The organism is Leptolyngbya sp. FACHB-671, assembly GCF_014695745.1.
GTDB lineage: Bacteria > Cyanobacteriota > Cyanobacteriia > Elainellales > Elainellaceae > JAAUTN01.
Map to the genome: position 1 here is coordinate 197,547 of NZ_JACJOV010000048.1, position 16,984 is coordinate 214,530.

Consider the following 16,984-nt stretch of genomic DNA (forward strand, 5'->3'; position numbering starts at 1 on the left):
GCGATGTGCCAACAATCAAAAAATCTGGGGATGATCTGAACTAATTTAAAGACTCAGTTAAGGTTCGACCCAACGTCCATCTGCCTTGATTAAGCCAATCAACTCCTCGACTCCCCGATCCTCCGGAACCTTCTTGATCTCTTCGCGCCCACGATAGAGTGAGATGTAGCCTGGTTGCTTACCGACATAGCCATAGTCAGCGTCAGCCATTTCGCCAGGACCATTGACGATACAGCCCATTACTGCGATGTCTAGACCTGTCAAGTGCTTGGTCGCTTCACGAACTTGATGTAGCACTTCTTCCAGGTTAAACAAGGTGCGTCCGCAAGAAGGGCAGGCGACATATTCCACCATTGTTTTCCGGAGTCCCAAAGCTTGCAAGATGCTGTAGCAAACTGGGATTTCTTTTTCTGGAGCTTCGGTTAGAGAAACGCGAATCGTGTCGCCAATGCCGTCTGCCAGCAAAGTTGCAATTCCTGCGGTGGATTTGATCCGCCCATATTCGCCGTCTCCAGCCTCAGTCACGCCTAGGTGTAGAGGGTAGTCCATATTCGCCTCATTCATTCGCTTGACCATGAGACGATAGGCTGCGACCATCACAGGCACTCGTGATGCTTTGAGTGAAATGACCAGATTACGGAAGTCTAATGATTCACAGATGCGAATGAATTCCAGAGCGGACTGCACCATGCCTTCGGGTGTGTCGCCATAGGTAAACAGCATTCGTTCTGCTAAGGAACCGTGGTTGACTCCAATTCGCATTGCCTTTCCCTGATCCCGTAGGGAAATGACTAGGGGTTCTAGGGTCTCGCGAATTTTTTCGCCAATTTCGTCAAATTCGGTTTGGCTGTATTCAGTGCGATCGCCCGATGGCTTTTCAAATACATAAAGCCCTGGATTGATTCGCACTTTATCAACATGTTTAGCCACTTCCAGCGCGATTTTCATGCCGTTATGGTGAACATCGGCAACCAATGGCACAGGCTGGTAAGTTTGAATCAGCTTCTGTCTAATTTCTCCGACTGCTTTAGCGTGAGCCAAACTGGGCACCGTTACCCGCACAATTTCACACCCTAGCTCATGCAGACGGCGGATCGCTGCAACAGATCCATCTACATCCAGTGTGTCCTCGTTGATCATCGACTGCACGACGACAGGATGATTACCCCCAATGGTGACGCTACCCACTGCGACAGGACGAGTTTTGCGGCGATGAATCGTGGTATCAAAAGCGGCTGAAGTGCTGGAAGCACCGGGAACAACTGAATTTTGCAGAGTCTGCATATACGATTGGGCTAATTGTGGTGGTTAAGACTATCGAAATAACAAGCCTCTGCTTTCCAGATTGCCACAGATGGTGTGCGTTTGGCTCTTACTCTTTTCTGGGTAAAAGATTGGTCTACAAAGGGATTGATTAAGGTAATTTTACTGCTGTAGCAATTCAAAAGTGGGGTGTGAAAGGTGCATCTCGACGGTGGACGCCTTTCCCAATCTACTTTTGCTCTATCTTAAATTGCGATAAGTCGATTGAGATGAGCTAACATAATCGCAAGCAAAATTAAAAACAATTCTTGAGGTAATGGTATGGGTGTGAGGTTCAAGAGTTTACTTGGTACGTTAGCACTAGTTGCCTCCTTTACGGCGATCGCTGACGTGGCTAGTGCCCAAGAAGTCAGAGGCGATGTACAGACACTTCCAGAGGCTTTCGAGCGGGCTTTCTTCCGCAACGATCGCAGCTACTACGAAAATCGATCGCTGTTTCGGCAAGCCAACTATATTTTGGGGCAGGGTTCCATTATTCAAAATGGTTTCCCCGAAAACGAAATTACTAGAGACGCTAATTTGGTTAACCGGGTTTATGACGAGGCACTAGCCATTCAGAGCACGAGCGATCCACTAATTCGCACGGCTGACCTGCCTACCCCTTACACCACATCGCTGCAACTCCTTCCAGTTCAGGCTCCACAAACAACACCGTCCACGTCATTCTCACTGCCTCCTGTGCAGAGTGCTCCCTTTAGCACACCCGTTGCTGTACCCGCTGCTCCTGGACCTGTTCCAGCACTCTGGTAGTTAAGGCATTCCTTAATTTGAGTTTGAAATAGAGCGTTGGACAAAGCTTCCACGCTCTATTTTTTATGGCAACACCGTCGTGTATCTAGGCAAGATCAAGACAACTGGGAAAAGGGTACGCCAGAATTGAGAAGCGAATTCAACTAGAATATGCTTCTCGAAATCGCTGCGACTTTACTGTTGGGAACCTGGCTCTTCTGGCTAGGGATGCGACTGGGAAAAGTGCTGCTTCGTCAGGGCGTTACTGCTAACGACCTGTTCAAAGGAAAAGCTCTCTTCTCTTTTATATTTCTCGGTGTCTACGTCGGACTGTTGGTGCTGGCGCTGAATCTCCCTCAGTGGCAGCTTTTGCCCCTGGAATGGCGAGCGCATGGAATGCGAATTAGCTGGACTGCGATGCGGATACTGCTGCTGGGGTTTTGCGGTACAGCTTTTGTTGTCAGTTGGCAAACTGCAAAAACGCAAGTCTTGGCAGTGATTTTGATTGGTTTGTTGGGTGTCGGTGGGTTTAGCGGAGTAGAAGCTTATGTATTGGCTCCGATTCACGCCTCTTTAGGCAACAACCTGCAAGCCAACGGAGTGTATAAGCAAACGTCTGCTAGCAGTTGCGCGCCGGCTGCCCTAGCAACGGTGCTGCGTCTATGGGGAATTGATGCCACTGAATCAAGCGTTGCCCGTCTAGCGGGAACTAGTCGTCTGGGAACCTCGATGCCACAGTTGATCATGGCAGCTCGTGCTCTGAACATGGATGGACTGGAGCTAAGTCCAACCTGGGAGCAAATGCAGCAGATTAACCGACCCGGAATTTTGGGGGTTTGGCTATTTGATGGAATGCGTAAAGCCCCTCATGCGGTAGCGCTTCTGGTTCTGGATACTGATACAGCCACGATCGCTGACCCTGCTAGAGGCAGAATTTATCACTTGAACCGAACTCAGTTCAATCAGGTTTGGCGGCAGCAATATGTGCCAATTTTTTCGCCAACTGAAACCCTTTTAACTCCTGAACAAGCGGCTGAGCAGCTTGCTCGATTGGGCTATTTCAGTCAGGTGTCAGGTGAGCTGAGTCAGGCTATTCGCAGTTTTCAGACCGCAGTGGGAGTGAAAGTGACGGGGGAGCTAGATCCTGAAACTGTCTTGTTAATCAGCGGTTCTAGTCTGAGTAGCGTACCAACTCTCACCAAACCCTCTTTAGAAATCGTCCAAATCGTCTCTTGAGTATCGGCTTGATGGGACGGGAGAACGCCAGAGGGGAAGGACGATCGCCACTCCAACCATGCCCAGGGCTACGCAAGAGGCGAGCACCAACCCCAAGGGAATCTCGACCGATTGCAGAAACAAAAATTGAATGGTGACAGGTCTGGCATTTTGAACTGAGATCAGGGCGATCGCACACACCCAACCTGCAACAATCACTGAGGTCAAAAAATTCGCCATGAACTGAAGGGGGAGAGAAGTACGTGTTTACAAGGCTCCATCTCAAAGTTTTGAGCAAGCTCTCCGTGGTTTTAGGGATGAAATCAGCCTCAAAGTGATCGCGATCGCCTACCCTAAGGGTAATTTAAGTCTAAATACCTCATCAGGGCGATCGAACTTCACTTACATCCCATCGTAGAGTAAAGCCTATGAACCCGACCTACTCCATCCATCGCAGTATCCGCGTTTTGAGTATTACTGCCATCCTAGTCAGTATTTCTGCCCTAGCACCATTCTCTAGAGCGCTAGCGCAGCCAGATGCAGGAGAGTTGTTTGAGAATGGCGTGGAGGATGTCAACGACGGCGACTATGAAGAGGCAATTGAAGAATTTAATCAGGCGATTCAGCTTGACCCTGGATATGCCGCAGCCTATGTCTATCGCGGTTTTGCCCGTGAAGCTTTAGGCGACCAGGAAGGCGCATTTGCAGACTATAATCAGGCGGTTCAGCTTGACCCAGCCTATGCAAATGCCTATTTCAACCGGGGCAGAATTTTTTATAGCCAGGGAGAAGAACAGCAGGCACTAGCTGACTTTGATCAGGCGATTCAAAATGATCGGCGCTATGCTGCGGCTTACCTCTACCGAGGCATTATTCAAGCCGATGCAGAAGACTATCAAGGCGCACTGCAAGACTACGAACGAGCGATCGAGCTACGTCCCGACTATGCTGAGGCTTATGTGAGACGCGGCTCAGTTCATCTGGCTCAAGACCAGGTACGAGCAGCGATCGACGACTTTGACCGAGCGATCGCAATTAACCCCAGCTATGCAGAAGCCTATCTTAATCGCGGCAGTGCTTACTACCGCATTGGCAATCAACAGACGGCGATCGCTGATTTTGACCGGGCGATTGCCCTTGATGATACTTCCGCCACGGCTTACTACAATCGCGGCATTGCCCTTTCTAATGCGAACGACCCGGAAGGCGCACTGGCAGACTTTGACCGAGCCGCTCAGCTTGACCCAGAATATACGCAGGCTTACTTTAGTCGAGGTGTAATGCGGGCGGCGTTGGGAGAATCTCAGGCAGCGCTAGAAGATTTCAACAGAGTTTTATTGGTTGACGCTGACTATGCTCCTGCTTACAAGGAGCGCGGCGACTTGCGGTCAGAACTGGGTGATGCTGAAGGGGCGATCGCAGACTATACAGAGGCGTTGGCGATTCAGCCCGATTATGCCGAAGCTTACAGCGGTCGGGCTAATGCTCGGGTAGCATTGGGCGATGATGGGGGCGCAACTCAGGATTACAGTCGAGTGATTTCACTCAACCCTACCAGTGCCCAAGCTTTTGAGAACCGAGCAGAAATCCGCTCAAATCAGGGAGATATGCAGGGTGCAGTGGAAGACTACACCCAGGCAATTCGCTCAAATCCTCAAGATGCTGATTCTTATTACAGTCGAGGACAGCTTAAGCTGAGACAGGGCGATCGCCAGGGAGCGCTCTATGACTTCCAGCAAGCCGCTGACCTCTATCTAGAACAGGGTCGTGCAGAAGGCTATCGTAGCGTTCTTAGTGAACTTAACCGACTGCAATAGAGGCGATCGGTTGCCTAAAATGCGACAAAGCGCACTCTGTAGTACAGGGTGCGCTTTTGGTAGAGTCAATTCTTCTGGGGAACCAGACAAAAGCTTTTTACTGTCGGTCTTGCAGCGATGACTCTATATTCTCTGCTTCTGCAATGCTTTGTTGAGCAGTAAATGGTTTCCCATTTGCGCCTTCTAGAGCGGAAGCAGGAGTTTCAGCCTCAATTCCAGTTTCCGATTCATCCGAATCCTGAAACACAATCCGCAGGAAGGCTGGAGCCAGGAAGGTTGTCAGAATCACCATCACGATGATGGCAGCTTCTAAAGACTTAGAAAGCGTGCCTGTTGCCGAACCAACTCCGACAAACACCAAGCCTACCTCTCCTCTGGGAATCATGCCCACGCCGATCGCCAGTCGATTAATGTTGGGTTTTCCAAATACCGCTAGTCCTGTGACCAGCTTGCCGAGGATGGCAACCACGACCAGAAAGGCAGCAATGACCAAACCCTCACGATTTTCAGGAATTGTCGGATTCAGAACGCTCAGATCTGTGCGCGCTCCAACCACTACAAAGAAAATCGGAGTGAGAAAGTCAGCCAGGGGAATTATCTGTTCTTCTAACTCCTGCTGCTTGTCAGTTTCTGCCAGAATTAGCCCTGCAGCAAAAGCGCCCAAGATTGCCTCTAGCTGAATTGCCGCGCCGATGTAAGACAGGATGAAGGCAAAAATTAGAGCTGATAGCAGCAGTTGCCCTCGTGTTTTGAGTTTGTTAACCAATGCAACAAAATAGGGGCTGAGCAAACGACCCACCAGAATTGAGCCAACTAGAAAAACGCCTGCCCCAACAATCAGGTAAATTACATTGCTAATTTCGATTTCACCGGTCTTTGCCAGACTTGCAACAACTGCCAGTACCACAATTCCCAGTACGTCATCCAGTACGGCTGCGCCAATGATGATTTGCCCCTCCTCAGAACTGAGGCGCTGGAGCTCAGCTAGCACTTTGGCTGTTATGCCGATGCTGGTTGCGGTGAGGGCAGCCCCAGCAAACACCGCCGGAATCGTAGGTAAACCAAAAAACACAATCAGCCCAGCCGTGCCTGCCGCAAAGGGAACTACGACACCCACGACCGCTACCACAGCTGCCTGTGGTCCAACTCGAATCAGTTCTTTTAGGTCTGACTCTAAGCCAATTTCAAATAGCAGGATGATTACCCCTAGCTCTGATAAGACTGAAATCACCTCACTCTCAGTCTCAAAAACGCCCAGGGCTGCATCAGGAGACAAACCCGCTGTCGCTTCTAGCAGAGCAACAATCAGTGAATTTGTTCCCTCGATCGCACCGTTTGGAAAAACTATCAGGTGCAGCGCAGAGATGCCTACCACTACCCCGCCCACCAACTCTCCTAAAACAGCGGGCAGGTTAATTCGGGCGCAAAGCTCTCCACCAATCTTGGCTGCCAAATAAATGACGACCAGACTCATTAACACTCCAGCTAGCACCAGAGGCGCATTTTCGGCTTCTGGTGTGGCTGCTAGTAGAGGAGCGACGCCACCGTGAAATTGAAGTAAAGGATTTTGTAGGGATGCAACTGCCCAAGAAGTCAGATCTACCATGCGTTCGACAGAACTCATCCTGTCTACTGTACAAGTTTCTTCACAGGATCAGAAACATCTAAATAACGTTTCTCTAAAAAGAGGATACAGATGGGAGGGCACTCCGCGACGTGGGGTTGCCCTCCCATCTGTACTCCCCTACCCCGGTGTTCTAAAACAGAACCTAAGCCTAAACAAACACGCGATGCTGAAGTGAAGGCATTTGACGGCGAACTTGCTCTAAACGAGAAGGTTCAATTGCGGCGATCGCTGCACCCGGTTTGTCGCCTGCATCTGACAAAATCACGCCCCAGGGGTCAATGATTACTGCATGTCCGTGAGACTGCCGCCTAGAATTGTGTTTTCCGGTTTGGGCTGGCGCAATTACATAGCAGGTGTTTTCGATCGCTCGGGCTTGCAAAAGTACTTGCCAATGGTCTTTGCCCGTGTAGGCTGTGAAAGCAGCCGGAACGAACAGCACTTCTGCCCCCATTTGAGCTAGGTGGCGATAAAGCTCAGGAAAGCGCACGTCGTAGCAAACTGACAGCCCCAGATTGCCCAGCTCTTTAGAGGGATAAACGGGTGGTAGCTTCAGCCCAGCTAGTACGGTATGCGACTCCTGGTAAGTGTTGCCATCGGGAAGGTTCACGTCAAACAGATGCACCTTTTCGTAGCGCGACAGTTCTTCCCCATTCGCACCGATTAACAATGCCGTGTTGTGAACCTTGCCGTTTCCACTTGGTACTGGAAAGCCGCCGCCTAGCAGCATCACCTGATAGCGCTGCGCCATGGTTTTGAGAAACTTTTCGCTACCTTGAGCGATCGCCTCTGCTTGAGAAATTTTGGCTTCCTCATCTCCTAAAAAAGAAAAATTTTCGGGCAGACAAACAAGCTCTGCCCCTTGACGCACGGACAAATCAATCAGGTCTTCTGCCTGCGCCAGATTTTTTTCCAGATCGGGCAAGCTATTCATTTGGATTGCAGCAGCAAGATAAGACTTCATACGCTTCATCAACACAGCGGAAAAACTACGGCAGTCGGTGCCTAACCTTAAATTCTCCGTTAAAAGGACACCATTTACTTAAAGTTTATCTAAATCGGCTGGCTAAGTTTTCTAGAGATGAGATGAAGTAACTTCTTGCCTTTGGGGGCAATCGCTATTAAGTAACAGACCTAGCCAGTTGACAGTTACATTTAATGCTTTAGCAAAGACGATAGTCTTTCTCAACACGGAGAGAAAGACTATCGTCTTATGGAGCCATTAACTTATGGAGCCATTAAAAAGAATAGATTTTCGAGAGAGAAGCCGAAACGGAAAACAATCCGACTGTTCTTGCAGAAGTAGAGGAAGCGAGGCAAGCTCACAAGTCAGAAACTTATTATCCTAATTCAAAGGTATGTGACCTTTGAATTAGGATAATCTGATGAAATATAAAGACACGAGTTCAGGTAGAAAACTTTTAGGCGATCGCCTGTTTAGATCCAGAGCTAAACTCCAAAATAGGTAGAAAAATAGGTAGCCGCGATCGTACAAAAATCCCCTGCTAATGCAGGGGATTTCTTTGACATCCGATTCACACTTTGAAGCTAGCTTTTTGGCAGGTCAACCCTGATCTCTTTTGCCTTCTTTCGCCTTAGTAAACCCGACGAGCGGTGAACTGGTAGTACAAGAAGATTGCTAGCATTGCGCCCAGAACGGCAATTAGCAGACCAGGAAGTGTGAAGCCAACCGAAGCAAGGGCGAATTGACCCGTGGTCAACAGGGTGTAGAGCGTTCCACCCAAGAATGCACCGATGATACCGAGCAGCATTGTGCCGAGGATGCCGCCGCTTTGGCGACCGGGGTAAAGCGCTTTAGCGATCGCACCTGCAATCAAACCCAACACGATCCATGCAAGAATTCCCATTTTTTCTCTCCTTCACTTAATTGTTAGCTTTTGTTCAGTTGCTTTTACAGAGGTTTTGAATCAAACCGTTTTGCAAGTTTGCAAATACTCTATTCTCAAACTACGAACTTACCGAATCAAATTGACCCTAGATGCCTACCGCTTTCAATTTGTTGAAAAGTTGCAATCTTTCAACTTTTAAAGCAAGGTAGAGAGAGCAATAAGCGCTTCATTTACATCTGTGCCAGTGAACTATATGCACCGATTTGCAACACTCATGTTTATCACATTTAAGTCACAGTTGAAGAATCACTAGTGTGAGATTTCATTCGGTGCCGTTTCTATGTTTTAAAGATATCAATTCACAAATTTAAGAGACACTATCGGACGGATGAAGTTTAAGTCATAGAACTAGTAGCCTCTCCCTACCCTGATGTATAGCAACTTGAAAAAACTAGGGCTTAAACCCTCTGTCAAAGGAGCGATCAAGCCTGAAGGATGGTTCCTCCAAAAGCGAGAGCTAACCCAGAACGACCGGACTTCAGAAATCTATTGACACCCCCGCTACACTTGAGGTTACGGGTCACTTCCTCTTTGTGTGTATCAATGATTTCTGAACTCTTGAGGGCGATTGAGTCGCTGGACGTTCCTGCGGATTGGGTTGGGTTACGAGCCGTTAAAGAATCGGTTGGGGTACGAGCAGTACGAGATGGTTTGCCTCGCAGCAACGGCAAGTCAGTTAACCAGGGCGTAATGGTGGAAGTCCTGGTGAATGGACAGATTGGTTATGGTGCGACAAACTCACTAGATCTAGATAGCCTGCGGGCAGCGGCAAAACTCGCCTATGAGCAGGCGATCGCCGCTAGCCCGTGGACAATTCATCCGCTGACTTTAGCGGCACGACCCAAGGTAGTGGGCGAGTACATTTCTCCATTTGTGAAACCGCTGGATGCACTTACACCAGGGGAAATCAATGATTTGCTGGTACGACTGTGCCAAACATTGAAAGTTTCTGACCAGATTGTGCAGGCGGTGGCAACGGCGATCGCCAATGAAACCGAAACCTGGTTTGTCAGCAGCAACGGCTCTGAGGTGTACCAAAAGCTGGTGATGTTAGAAACCCACTTTGGCGCAACTGCTCAAGAGGGGGCGATCGTGCAGCAGCGCAGCAACAATGGCTATCTGGCGCACTGCTACCAGGGCGGTTGGGAGTTATTTCCAGAGCCGAACCTGTGGGAACGAGCCACTCAAGTTGGCGAACAGGCAGTAGAACTGTTGACGGCAGAAGATTGCCCCAGCGAAACCACGACGCTAGTGCTGGCTCCCGACCAGATGATGCTGCAAATCCATGAGAGCGTTGGGCATCCCTTGGAGCTAGACCGCATTTTAGGCGACGAACGCAACTATGCAGGCGGCAGTTTTGTTAAACCGCAGGACTTTGGACAGCTTTCCTACGGCTCCGAGCTGATGAACATTACTTTTAACCCCACCGTGCCGGGGGAGTTTGCCAGCTATAGCTTTGACGACACGGGCGCACCCGCCACGCGAGAATATCTGATTCAAGAAGGCGTGCTGCAGCGGGGCTTGGGCAGCCTTGAAAGTCAGGCAAGAACGGGCATTCCGGGTGTTGCCTGCGCCCGTGCTTCCTCCTGGAATCGACCCCCGATCGATCGCATGGCAAACCTCAACCTGGAGCCAGGAAGCGATTCCTTTGAAGCCCTGACAGGTGACATCGAGCGGGGCGTTTACATGGAGTCCAACCGTTCCTGGTCAATTGACGATCAGCGCTACAAGTTTCAGTTTGGCTGTGAATACGCCAAATTAATCGAAAATGGCAAGCTGACCAAAACACTGCGAAATCCGAACTATCGGGCAACTACGCCAGAGTTTTGGCATAGCCTAAAGCGGATTGGCAACGACACCACCTGGCAAATGTACGGCACTCCATTCTGCGGCAAAGGTGAACCCAATCAGGTGATTCGCGTGGGTCACGGTTCCCCAGTTTGCGTGTTTGAAAATGTGGAAGTGTTTGGAGGGGGAGAGTAATGCTGGAAACGCTGACAGAAAGTACAACCAACAGCCCAATGGAAACGACCTTTGACCAGATTGTTGCAGCCGTTTTGTCGGAATTAGGGACAGACGAACAGTTGACCCTGCAACTCACTGGAGAGCAAAGTCAATTTGTCCGATTCAACGGCGCAAAGGTGCGGCAGACAGGCAGCGTCGCCGATGGTGAGCTGCATTTAAACCTAATGAAGGGCGATCGCAACAGCTACCGCGAATTTCCCTTCACCGGAAAGCTCGAAACCGATTTGCTCCAGGCACAGGCAGCCCTAAAAGAACTGCGCGAAGAAGTACCGCAACTCCCGGATGATCCGTATCTGGTATGGCCAAAAGGAAATGCCACTAGCCACGAAGTGAACAAGGGAAAGCTGTTAGCGGCGGGGGCGATCGCCTCCTCCATCCTGCCCGAAGTCACGGGTTTAGACTTTACCGGCATCTACGCAGGCGGTTCGTTGATTCGTGCCTATGCCGACTCCGCCGGACAAAAACACTGGTTTGCCACTGAAACCTTCTCGCTTGACTATTCCCTCTTTACCGAAGACGGGCAAGCCGTCAAAGGCACCTTTGCTGGCAGCGAATGGAGCCAGGAAGCCTACGCCGCCAAACTTGCCGAATCCAAACTCCAGCTCGAAAGACTAGCCCAAACGCCAAAACCCGTTCCCAAAGGACAATATCGCACCTACCTTGCCCCCGCCGCCGTCGCCGAGCTAATGGGAATGCTCTCCTGGGGTGCAGTCAGCGAATCCTCCATGCAGCGAGGCGGTAGCGCCCTAGGACTGCTGCAACGCGGCGAAAAGCAACTTTCCCCCCAATTCACCCTCAAGGAAAACTTTAGTCGTGGCTTAGTTCCCCGATTCAACAACTGGGGTGAAATCGCGCCCGTCGAGCTACCGCTTGTTGAAAACGGCAAGCTGGCTAACACTCTAATCAACTCTCGCACCGCTAAAGAATATGGCAAAACCGCCAACGGTGCCGACGAAGGAGAATCGTTGCGATCGCCCGAAGTTTCCCCCGGTAACCTTGCCACCGCCGACATTCTCAGCAAGTTGGATACCGGACTGTACCTGTCCAACTTGCATTACTTGAACTGGAGCGATCGCCCCACCGGACGGATCACCGGCATGACCCGCTACGCCTGCTTCTGGGTAGAAAACGGCGAAATCGTCGCCCCAATCGAAAACCTACGCTTTGACGAAAGCCTCTACCGCTGCTTCGGCGAAAACCTGATCGCCCTCACCGACTTCCAGGAATTCATCCCCGAAGTCGGCACCTACGGCAACCGCAGCCTAGGAGGAATTTGGGTGCCAGGAGTCTTGAGTGAGGAGTTCACTTATACGTTGTAGGGACTAGGGGCTAGGGACCAGGGAGTGAATGCAGGCAAAGCCTGCAACTAAACAAACCCTTGAGACACCACCGATGCGAAGCGCGTCACGCCACCTACCCCAGACTGATCGGAGGGGGTTTGGGGGACGCGTTTGTCCCCCAAACCCCCATTGGGGGAGACCCCCAAGGCTCGGATTCTTTTAACCCAAAAACAGCCTGTAAGAAGCGAGGACAACTTATCGTTGACCTGCCGCCTGAAAATCCCCCAGATTAAACAAAAACGGTACCCCTCCCGACTCACCATTCGTCACCAACACATTCGGCATCTGAGCGCCACCCTCTCGCCAAGCCTCGATCGCCTCCTTCAACAGCACCAATTCACCCCCCTCAGCCTTCAGCGTCTCCGCCAACAGCCGCTGAGCTTCCGCTCGTCCCTGAGCCCGGTTAATGTCCGCCTGAGCCGCTTGAGACGCTTCCTGAGCCACATAAACCGCCCGTTGAGCCCGCTGTTCCGCGATCTGCTTTTCCTCTACCGCATTAGAAAACTCGCGAGAAAAGCTGAGGTCGATCACACTGGTGTCTAATACGATTACTGCGTATTTTTCCAGGCGATCGCTCAACGCATTATCAAAATCCTGCTTCAGTTCATCCCGCTTAGTGATTGCCTCCTCCACCGTTCTGCGGGCAGCCGCAATCTTAAAAGATTCCTGAGTTTGCGGCGCAATGATCTTAGAAACCAAATTTTGCAACGTTCCCTGACTCCGTCTGACTTGCACCACTTGAGTGGGGTCAAGCCGAAAGTTAATGGCAAAGCTAGCCGTCAAGTCCTGAAGATCCTTCGTCGAGCTTTGAGCCGGAACCTCAAACTTTTGCACCGTCACGTCATACACATCGACCGCCGAAACCAGCGGTGGCTTAAAGTGCAGCCCTTCTAGTAAAGCGCCATCCCTCGCTTTACCCAGAATGCTAATCACACCCGCCTGACCTGGGTTAATGATGACGAAAGAATTGAGTCCGATGAACAGAATTGCCGCGACCACAATCCCTAAGATTAAGCCAGACAAATTCTGTGTGTACTGGTTCTTCAAGTCTGCTATCTCCTTGTTGAGCACTGATTAAGCACTGAGCCATCTGCTTAAAGGCTAGCAGGGGAGTGAGAGGAATTGGAGGTTAGGGGCAGGAACCGCCTTGAATCCAAGACGATTAGTCGAGTTTGAGGGCGTTGACGGGTACATCTTCCCAGGATGTAACAGTTCTGAGGCGAGCAACCCAACCTGCGGCTTTTTGCTCGTCTGTGAGATTTTCCTCATACGAGTCGTGACACGCTTCTGCGTGTTCCTGGTTGCAGCAAGCAATGCAGGAGGAAATGATGCCCGACGGATCGACTTGTTCATTCACCCAGATAGTCATGATGTTTTGCTCCAAGAGTAGGTAGTTGGGGCGATTGGTTGTGCCACTAATTTGGTTTTATCGAAGAAAGTTGGGCAAAGCAAGGAGTTTCAACAGTTTTCAATGTTATTTAGCAGTTTTTGGGAAGTGGATGAGGGATGCTGGAGGTGACCGAGGTTTCGTGAAAGAATCCGAGCCTTGGGGGTTTTCCCCAAACCCTCGTTGGGGGACGAACGCGTCCCCCAAACCCCCTCCGATCAGTCTGGGTAGGTAGGCATAACGCGCTTCGCATCTGTGGTGTCTCAGCAGTCTGTGGTGCAGGCTTCGCCTGCTGGTTCCCCTAACCTCCTCATCCCTAACTCTTAGCTCCGCTCCCAGCAAGACTAGCGATCGCCTCACCCGTCACCCGACAAATTCTCCAGTCCGGTAAGATGCTTGCGCCCATGTATTGGTAGAAGGCGATCGCCCGTTCATTCCAGGTTGCGACTAGCCATTCCAACCGTCCACAGTGGCGATCGAGAGCAATCTGGGCCAATTTTGCCAGCAGAGTTTTACCAATTCCCTGAGCCCGATATTCGGGTAGGACGAATAGATCCTCTAGATAAATTCCGGGTTGCGTCAGGAAAGTGGAATAGTTAGGCGAGAAAGTAGCAAACCCAACCAGTTGGTCCGCTTGCTCTACGACCAATGCTTCTAGGTAGCGGGGAGAACCAAACAGGTGCTGACTCAAGGCATCTGGATCGCTGTTGAACTGGTGAAGCTGCCGGTCAAACTCGGCTTTAGCTTGAATCAGTTGAAACAGTTCAGACATATCATCTGACGTGACTGGACGAATTTGTGCCGCGATGTCGGAATTGCTTAAAGCAGCAGTGTGTGACAGACGGTCGCGGGTAACGCGACAAATGCGGGTGTCTTCGCCAATGATGGCTCCAATTCGGCGATAGAAGGCGATCGCAGGCTCATTCCAGTCCAGCACCGACCATTCTAACCGTCCACCATCGCGCTCTAGTACCTGTTGCGCCAGGTGGAATAGCAGCATCTTACCGATTCCCTGTCCTCGGCATTCCGGCAGCACAAACAGGTCTTCCAGATAAATTCCCGGTTTCGCCAAAAACGTGGAATAGCTGCTAAAAAATAGAGCAAACCCTACAGGCTTGCCGTCCTGCTCTGCCAGGATTGCTTCAACGCAGGGGCGACCAAACAAATGTTCTCTCAGTGCCTCAGTGCTTCCCACCACAGCATCCGAAAGCTTTTCGTACCCCGCCAACGCTTGAATTAGCGCAAACAGAGTCGGGACATCATCAGCCGTAGCTGAACGAATCGACACAGTTGAAATGGCAGAAGGATTGAGCATAGGGGATTACGGCAAAATTTTTCCCTATCACCCTAGCGCGATCGCCTACCACCGACGCAATCGACCCGCAGCATTGCTGCTATCGAAATCTTTCATAGTCCGCCTCCCAGATTAGCGCAGCCAACCCTTTAGCCGCGCTGCGACCTGAGGACGACGCAGCTTTCGCATCGCCTTCGTTTGAATTTGGCGTACCCGTTCCCGCGATAGGTTAAACAAGCCACCCACTTCTTCGAGCGTATGCGCTTCCCCTGTAGTCAGTCCGTAACGCAGGGAAATAATATCCTTCTCGCGTTCTGTCAGCACGTCGCCCAAAACGCTGTAAATTTCCTGGCGCATCATTGTCTCGCTCATCTGCGCCTCTGGCGATTGGGTATTGCTGTCTTCGAGCAATTCCATCAGTTCGGTATCTTCGCCCTTACCGACGCGATGGTTGAGCGAGAGCGATCGCCGTCGCACCTGTTGCAGGTTCCGCAGTTGCTCAGGGGTTAGCTCCAGAGCTTCTGCTAATTCATTCTCAGTCGGGTTACGGTTTAGCTCTTTCCGCAGATCCCGGTGCGCCTTTTTCAGCTTGTTCAGCTTCTCGACAATATGAATCGGCAGACGGATTGTGCGGGCATCATTGGCGATCGTGCGCGTGATCCCCTGCCGAATCCACCAGTACGCATAGGTGGAAAATTTATAGCCCTTATCGGGATCAAACTTTTCGGTGGCGCGATTTAGCCCTAAAGCCCCCTCTTGAATCAAATCCAGGAAAGGTACGCCCCGGTTGAGGTAGCGTTTGGCGATCGACACAACCAAACGCAGGTTTGAACGAATCATTTTACGCTTAGCGGTGCGACTGCGATAAAGCTGATGCTCAAGCTGCCGTTCGGTTAGCCCCAAGTGATTAGCAATGTCTACCTTAGTCGGATTGCGGCCCAGTTCACTACGGAGGCGATCGCGCAACTCCTCAATTTCTGCAAAAAACTGAACACGCCGCGCCAACTCTACCTCTTCATTCGGTTTGAGCAAGGGGTAGCGTGCCATCTCCTTAAAGAAAGCACCCACGGCATCATCCGAAACCGTTTTACGATATCCGGGCGAATAGACCGCTGCTAAAGCATCCGGCTCATCGTCAGGGGTATCGAACGGTTCCAATTCCTCGCCTAATCCCTGACCCTGCAACCCTTCAAACAGCTCTGTGTGAGCAGAGGTGTCCAATGCTCGGCTGTCCTCAGCAAAAGCACCTTTCATTTTTGTATCTTCTGTTGCTAAAGTGCTGCTTTTATCGGAGAGAGAACTACTCATTGTCTGTCCCGAATTACGATTAAATATTGCTGTCATATTAAGACGGTCATCCTACTTATCGTTCTGTTTGCAGATGTCGATGAAATACTAAATGTGACTGAGCTAACTATCTTGAAAATTTCTGCTTAATCTATCGATCAAGAAAAACTTTTTGTATTTTGTAGAGGATTAGCTGCTGTACTGTGCCAAAGCAGCAATTATGGCTTAAAGGATTAGTTTGAAAACTGATTGAATAGATCATACTCAAACACTAAATCAGAATCAGGTGTCACAATGTCTTCTGCTAAACCTACCTGAAACTACAGTCTTAGCTGTTTTCCTGGCTACAAAACTGCGTCACAATCGCATCAATGTTTTAAGCTCACTCTGTTAAAACTTATCAGCAACAGCAGCGCTATCCAGTATAAACAGATCCTATAAGCCGTTATGTAATGTAAATACCCGATATGGGCGATACAGATATCGGCTGATAATCCTAATGCTATCAAGCTGGAATTAGACAGTCGTTCATAGCAGGTATCCTTCAGGTATCCTTAAACTCAGCAAAGCACTGTTCCGATAGATTGAATGTACTTAAATGGGAACAACTATAGCAACCTCTATAGATGCCCCTGAACCACTAGATTCTCATGGGCTTGATGTGAACCTATCTATCAATGGAGATAAAACGGTCGCGACTGATCTACCTGATTGGGGTGAACCTATTACTCATCCCCAAAAGTGTAATTTTTTGATTCTGTGAATAGATTATTCTCGATGGTTTTTGGCAGAAACGCTTAGGTTTCTTAGAACCGTTAGAAAATTTCTATACTTTTGTTTCCTTTTCTCATACAGTTTTTAATCTCACCTCTTATAAGAATCCTGCTTGATCTATGAAAGGGCTGCTATTAATGCTTTTAGCTTGTGTTTTAACAGAGGCTTGTGAAAGCGATCGCTCTCCCACAAAAGCTTTCACAACCTCTCAAGATTGCTACAGAAATGAGTGTTAATTCAGACAGGAGTTTGTAAAAAG

The 16,984-nt window shown here is 50.0% G+C and carries 14 protein-coding genes; 5 read left to right on the top strand and 9 right to left on the bottom strand.

Annotated features, from left to right (window positions below):
* Nucleotides 1-57: 57 nt before the first annotated feature.
* On the bottom strand, nt 58-1,284 hold the full coding sequence (gene ispG, locus H6F93_RS03830; protein ID WP_190643207.1) for a (E)-4-hydroxy-3-methylbut-2-enyl-diphosphate synthase: 1,227 nt from the start codon (nt 1,282-1,284) through the stop codon (nt 58-60).
* Between the two features lie 300 nt (nt 1,285-1,584).
* Between ispG and H6F93_RS03835 the strand changes: the two genes are divergently transcribed.
* Nucleotides 1,585-2,073, top strand: coding sequence for a hypothetical protein (locus H6F93_RS03835; RefSeq protein WP_190679319.1), 489 nt, complete (start codon nt 1,585-1,587; stop codon nt 2,071-2,073).
* 150 nt (nt 2,074-2,223) lie between these two features.
* Nucleotides 2,224-3,288 (top strand): cysteine peptidase family C39 domain-containing protein, encoded by a 1,065-nt coding sequence (locus tag H6F93_RS03840; protein WP_190679321.1) that lies wholly within the window; start codon nt 2,224-2,226, stop codon nt 3,286-3,288.
* Here the strand turns inward: H6F93_RS03840 and H6F93_RS03845 are convergent.
* Nucleotides 3,262-3,507 (bottom strand): lipopolysaccharide assembly protein LapA domain-containing protein, encoded by a 246-nt coding sequence (locus H6F93_RS03845; RefSeq protein ID WP_190679323.1) that lies wholly within the window; start codon nt 3,505-3,507, stop codon nt 3,262-3,264. The two genes, H6F93_RS03840 and H6F93_RS03845, sit on opposite strands and share 27 nt — an antisense overlap.
* A gap of 188 nt (nt 3,508-3,695) precedes the next feature.
* Here H6F93_RS03845 and H6F93_RS03850 point away from each other — a divergent pair, with 188 nt between their 5' ends.
* Nucleotides 3,696-5,084 carry a tetratricopeptide repeat protein gene (locus tag H6F93_RS03850; protein WP_190643210.1) on the top strand — a complete coding sequence of 463 codons (1,389 nt, stop codon included), beginning with the start codon at nt 3,696-3,698 and terminating at the stop codon, nt 5,082-5,084.
* A 97-nt stretch (nt 5,085-5,181) separates the two neighbouring features.
* On the opposite strand, the gene H6F93_RS03855 is transcribed toward H6F93_RS03850, so the two are convergent.
* The 3 genes from H6F93_RS03855 to H6F93_RS03865 form a co-directional block, all read right to left on the bottom strand.
* The gene (locus H6F93_RS03855; protein ID WP_524537889.1) at nt 5,182-6,708 is read right to left on the bottom strand and encodes a cation:proton antiporter; all 1,527 of its coding nucleotides are present in this window, start codon (nt 6,706-6,708) and stop codon (nt 5,182-5,184) included.
* Nucleotides 6,709-6,859: 151 nt separating this feature from the next.
* Entirely contained in the window at nt 6,860-7,672 is an 813-nt protein-coding gene (locus H6F93_RS03860; RefSeq protein WP_190641546.1) for a carbon-nitrogen hydrolase family protein, read from the bottom strand.
* 631 nt (nt 7,673-8,303) lie between these two features.
* Complete coding sequence (locus H6F93_RS03865; RefSeq protein ID WP_190641545.1) at nt 8,304-8,576, bottom strand: GlsB/YeaQ/YmgE family stress response membrane protein; 273 nt, start codon at nt 8,574-8,576, stop codon at nt 8,304-8,306.
* Nucleotides 8,577-9,161: 585 nt separating this feature from the next.
* Here H6F93_RS03865 and H6F93_RS03870 point away from each other — a divergent pair.
* Together H6F93_RS03870 and H6F93_RS03875 are read left to right on the top strand one after the other, a co-directional pair.
* Nucleotides 9,162-10,601, top strand: a complete 1,440-nt coding sequence (locus H6F93_RS03870; protein ID WP_190679325.1) for a TldD/PmbA family protein — start codon at nt 9,162-9,164, stop codon at nt 10,599-10,601.
* Complete coding sequence (locus H6F93_RS03875; RefSeq protein ID WP_190679327.1) at nt 10,601-11,962, top strand: TldD/PmbA family protein; 1,362 nt, start codon at nt 10,601-10,603, stop codon at nt 11,960-11,962. The genes H6F93_RS03870 and H6F93_RS03875 overlap by 1 nt, the downstream gene beginning before the upstream one ends.
* A gap of 216 nt (nt 11,963-12,178) precedes the next feature.
* Here H6F93_RS03875 and H6F93_RS03880 read toward each other — a convergent pair whose 3' ends face one another.
* The 4 genes from H6F93_RS03880 to H6F93_RS03895 form a co-directional block, all read right to left on the bottom strand.
* Entirely contained in the window at nt 12,179-13,030 is an 852-nt protein-coding gene (locus H6F93_RS03880) for a prohibitin family protein (RefSeq protein WP_190679329.1), read from the bottom strand.
* Between the two features lie 115 nt (nt 13,031-13,145).
* On the bottom strand, nt 13,146-13,352 hold the full coding sequence (locus H6F93_RS03885) for a glycogen debranching protein (RefSeq protein ID WP_190641541.1): 207 nt from the start codon (nt 13,350-13,352) through the stop codon (nt 13,146-13,148).
* A 334-nt stretch (nt 13,353-13,686) separates the two neighbouring features.
* Nucleotides 13,687-14,685, bottom strand: coding sequence for a GNAT family N-acetyltransferase (locus H6F93_RS35640; protein WP_190679331.1), 999 nt, complete (start codon nt 14,683-14,685; stop codon nt 13,687-13,689).
* Nucleotides 14,686-14,796: 111 nt separating this feature from the next.
* Nucleotides 14,797-15,918, bottom strand: coding sequence for an RpoD/SigA family RNA polymerase sigma factor (locus H6F93_RS03895; RefSeq protein ID WP_190679334.1), 1,122 nt, complete (start codon nt 15,916-15,918; stop codon nt 14,797-14,799).
* Nucleotides 15,919-16,984: the final 1,066 nt, after the last annotated feature.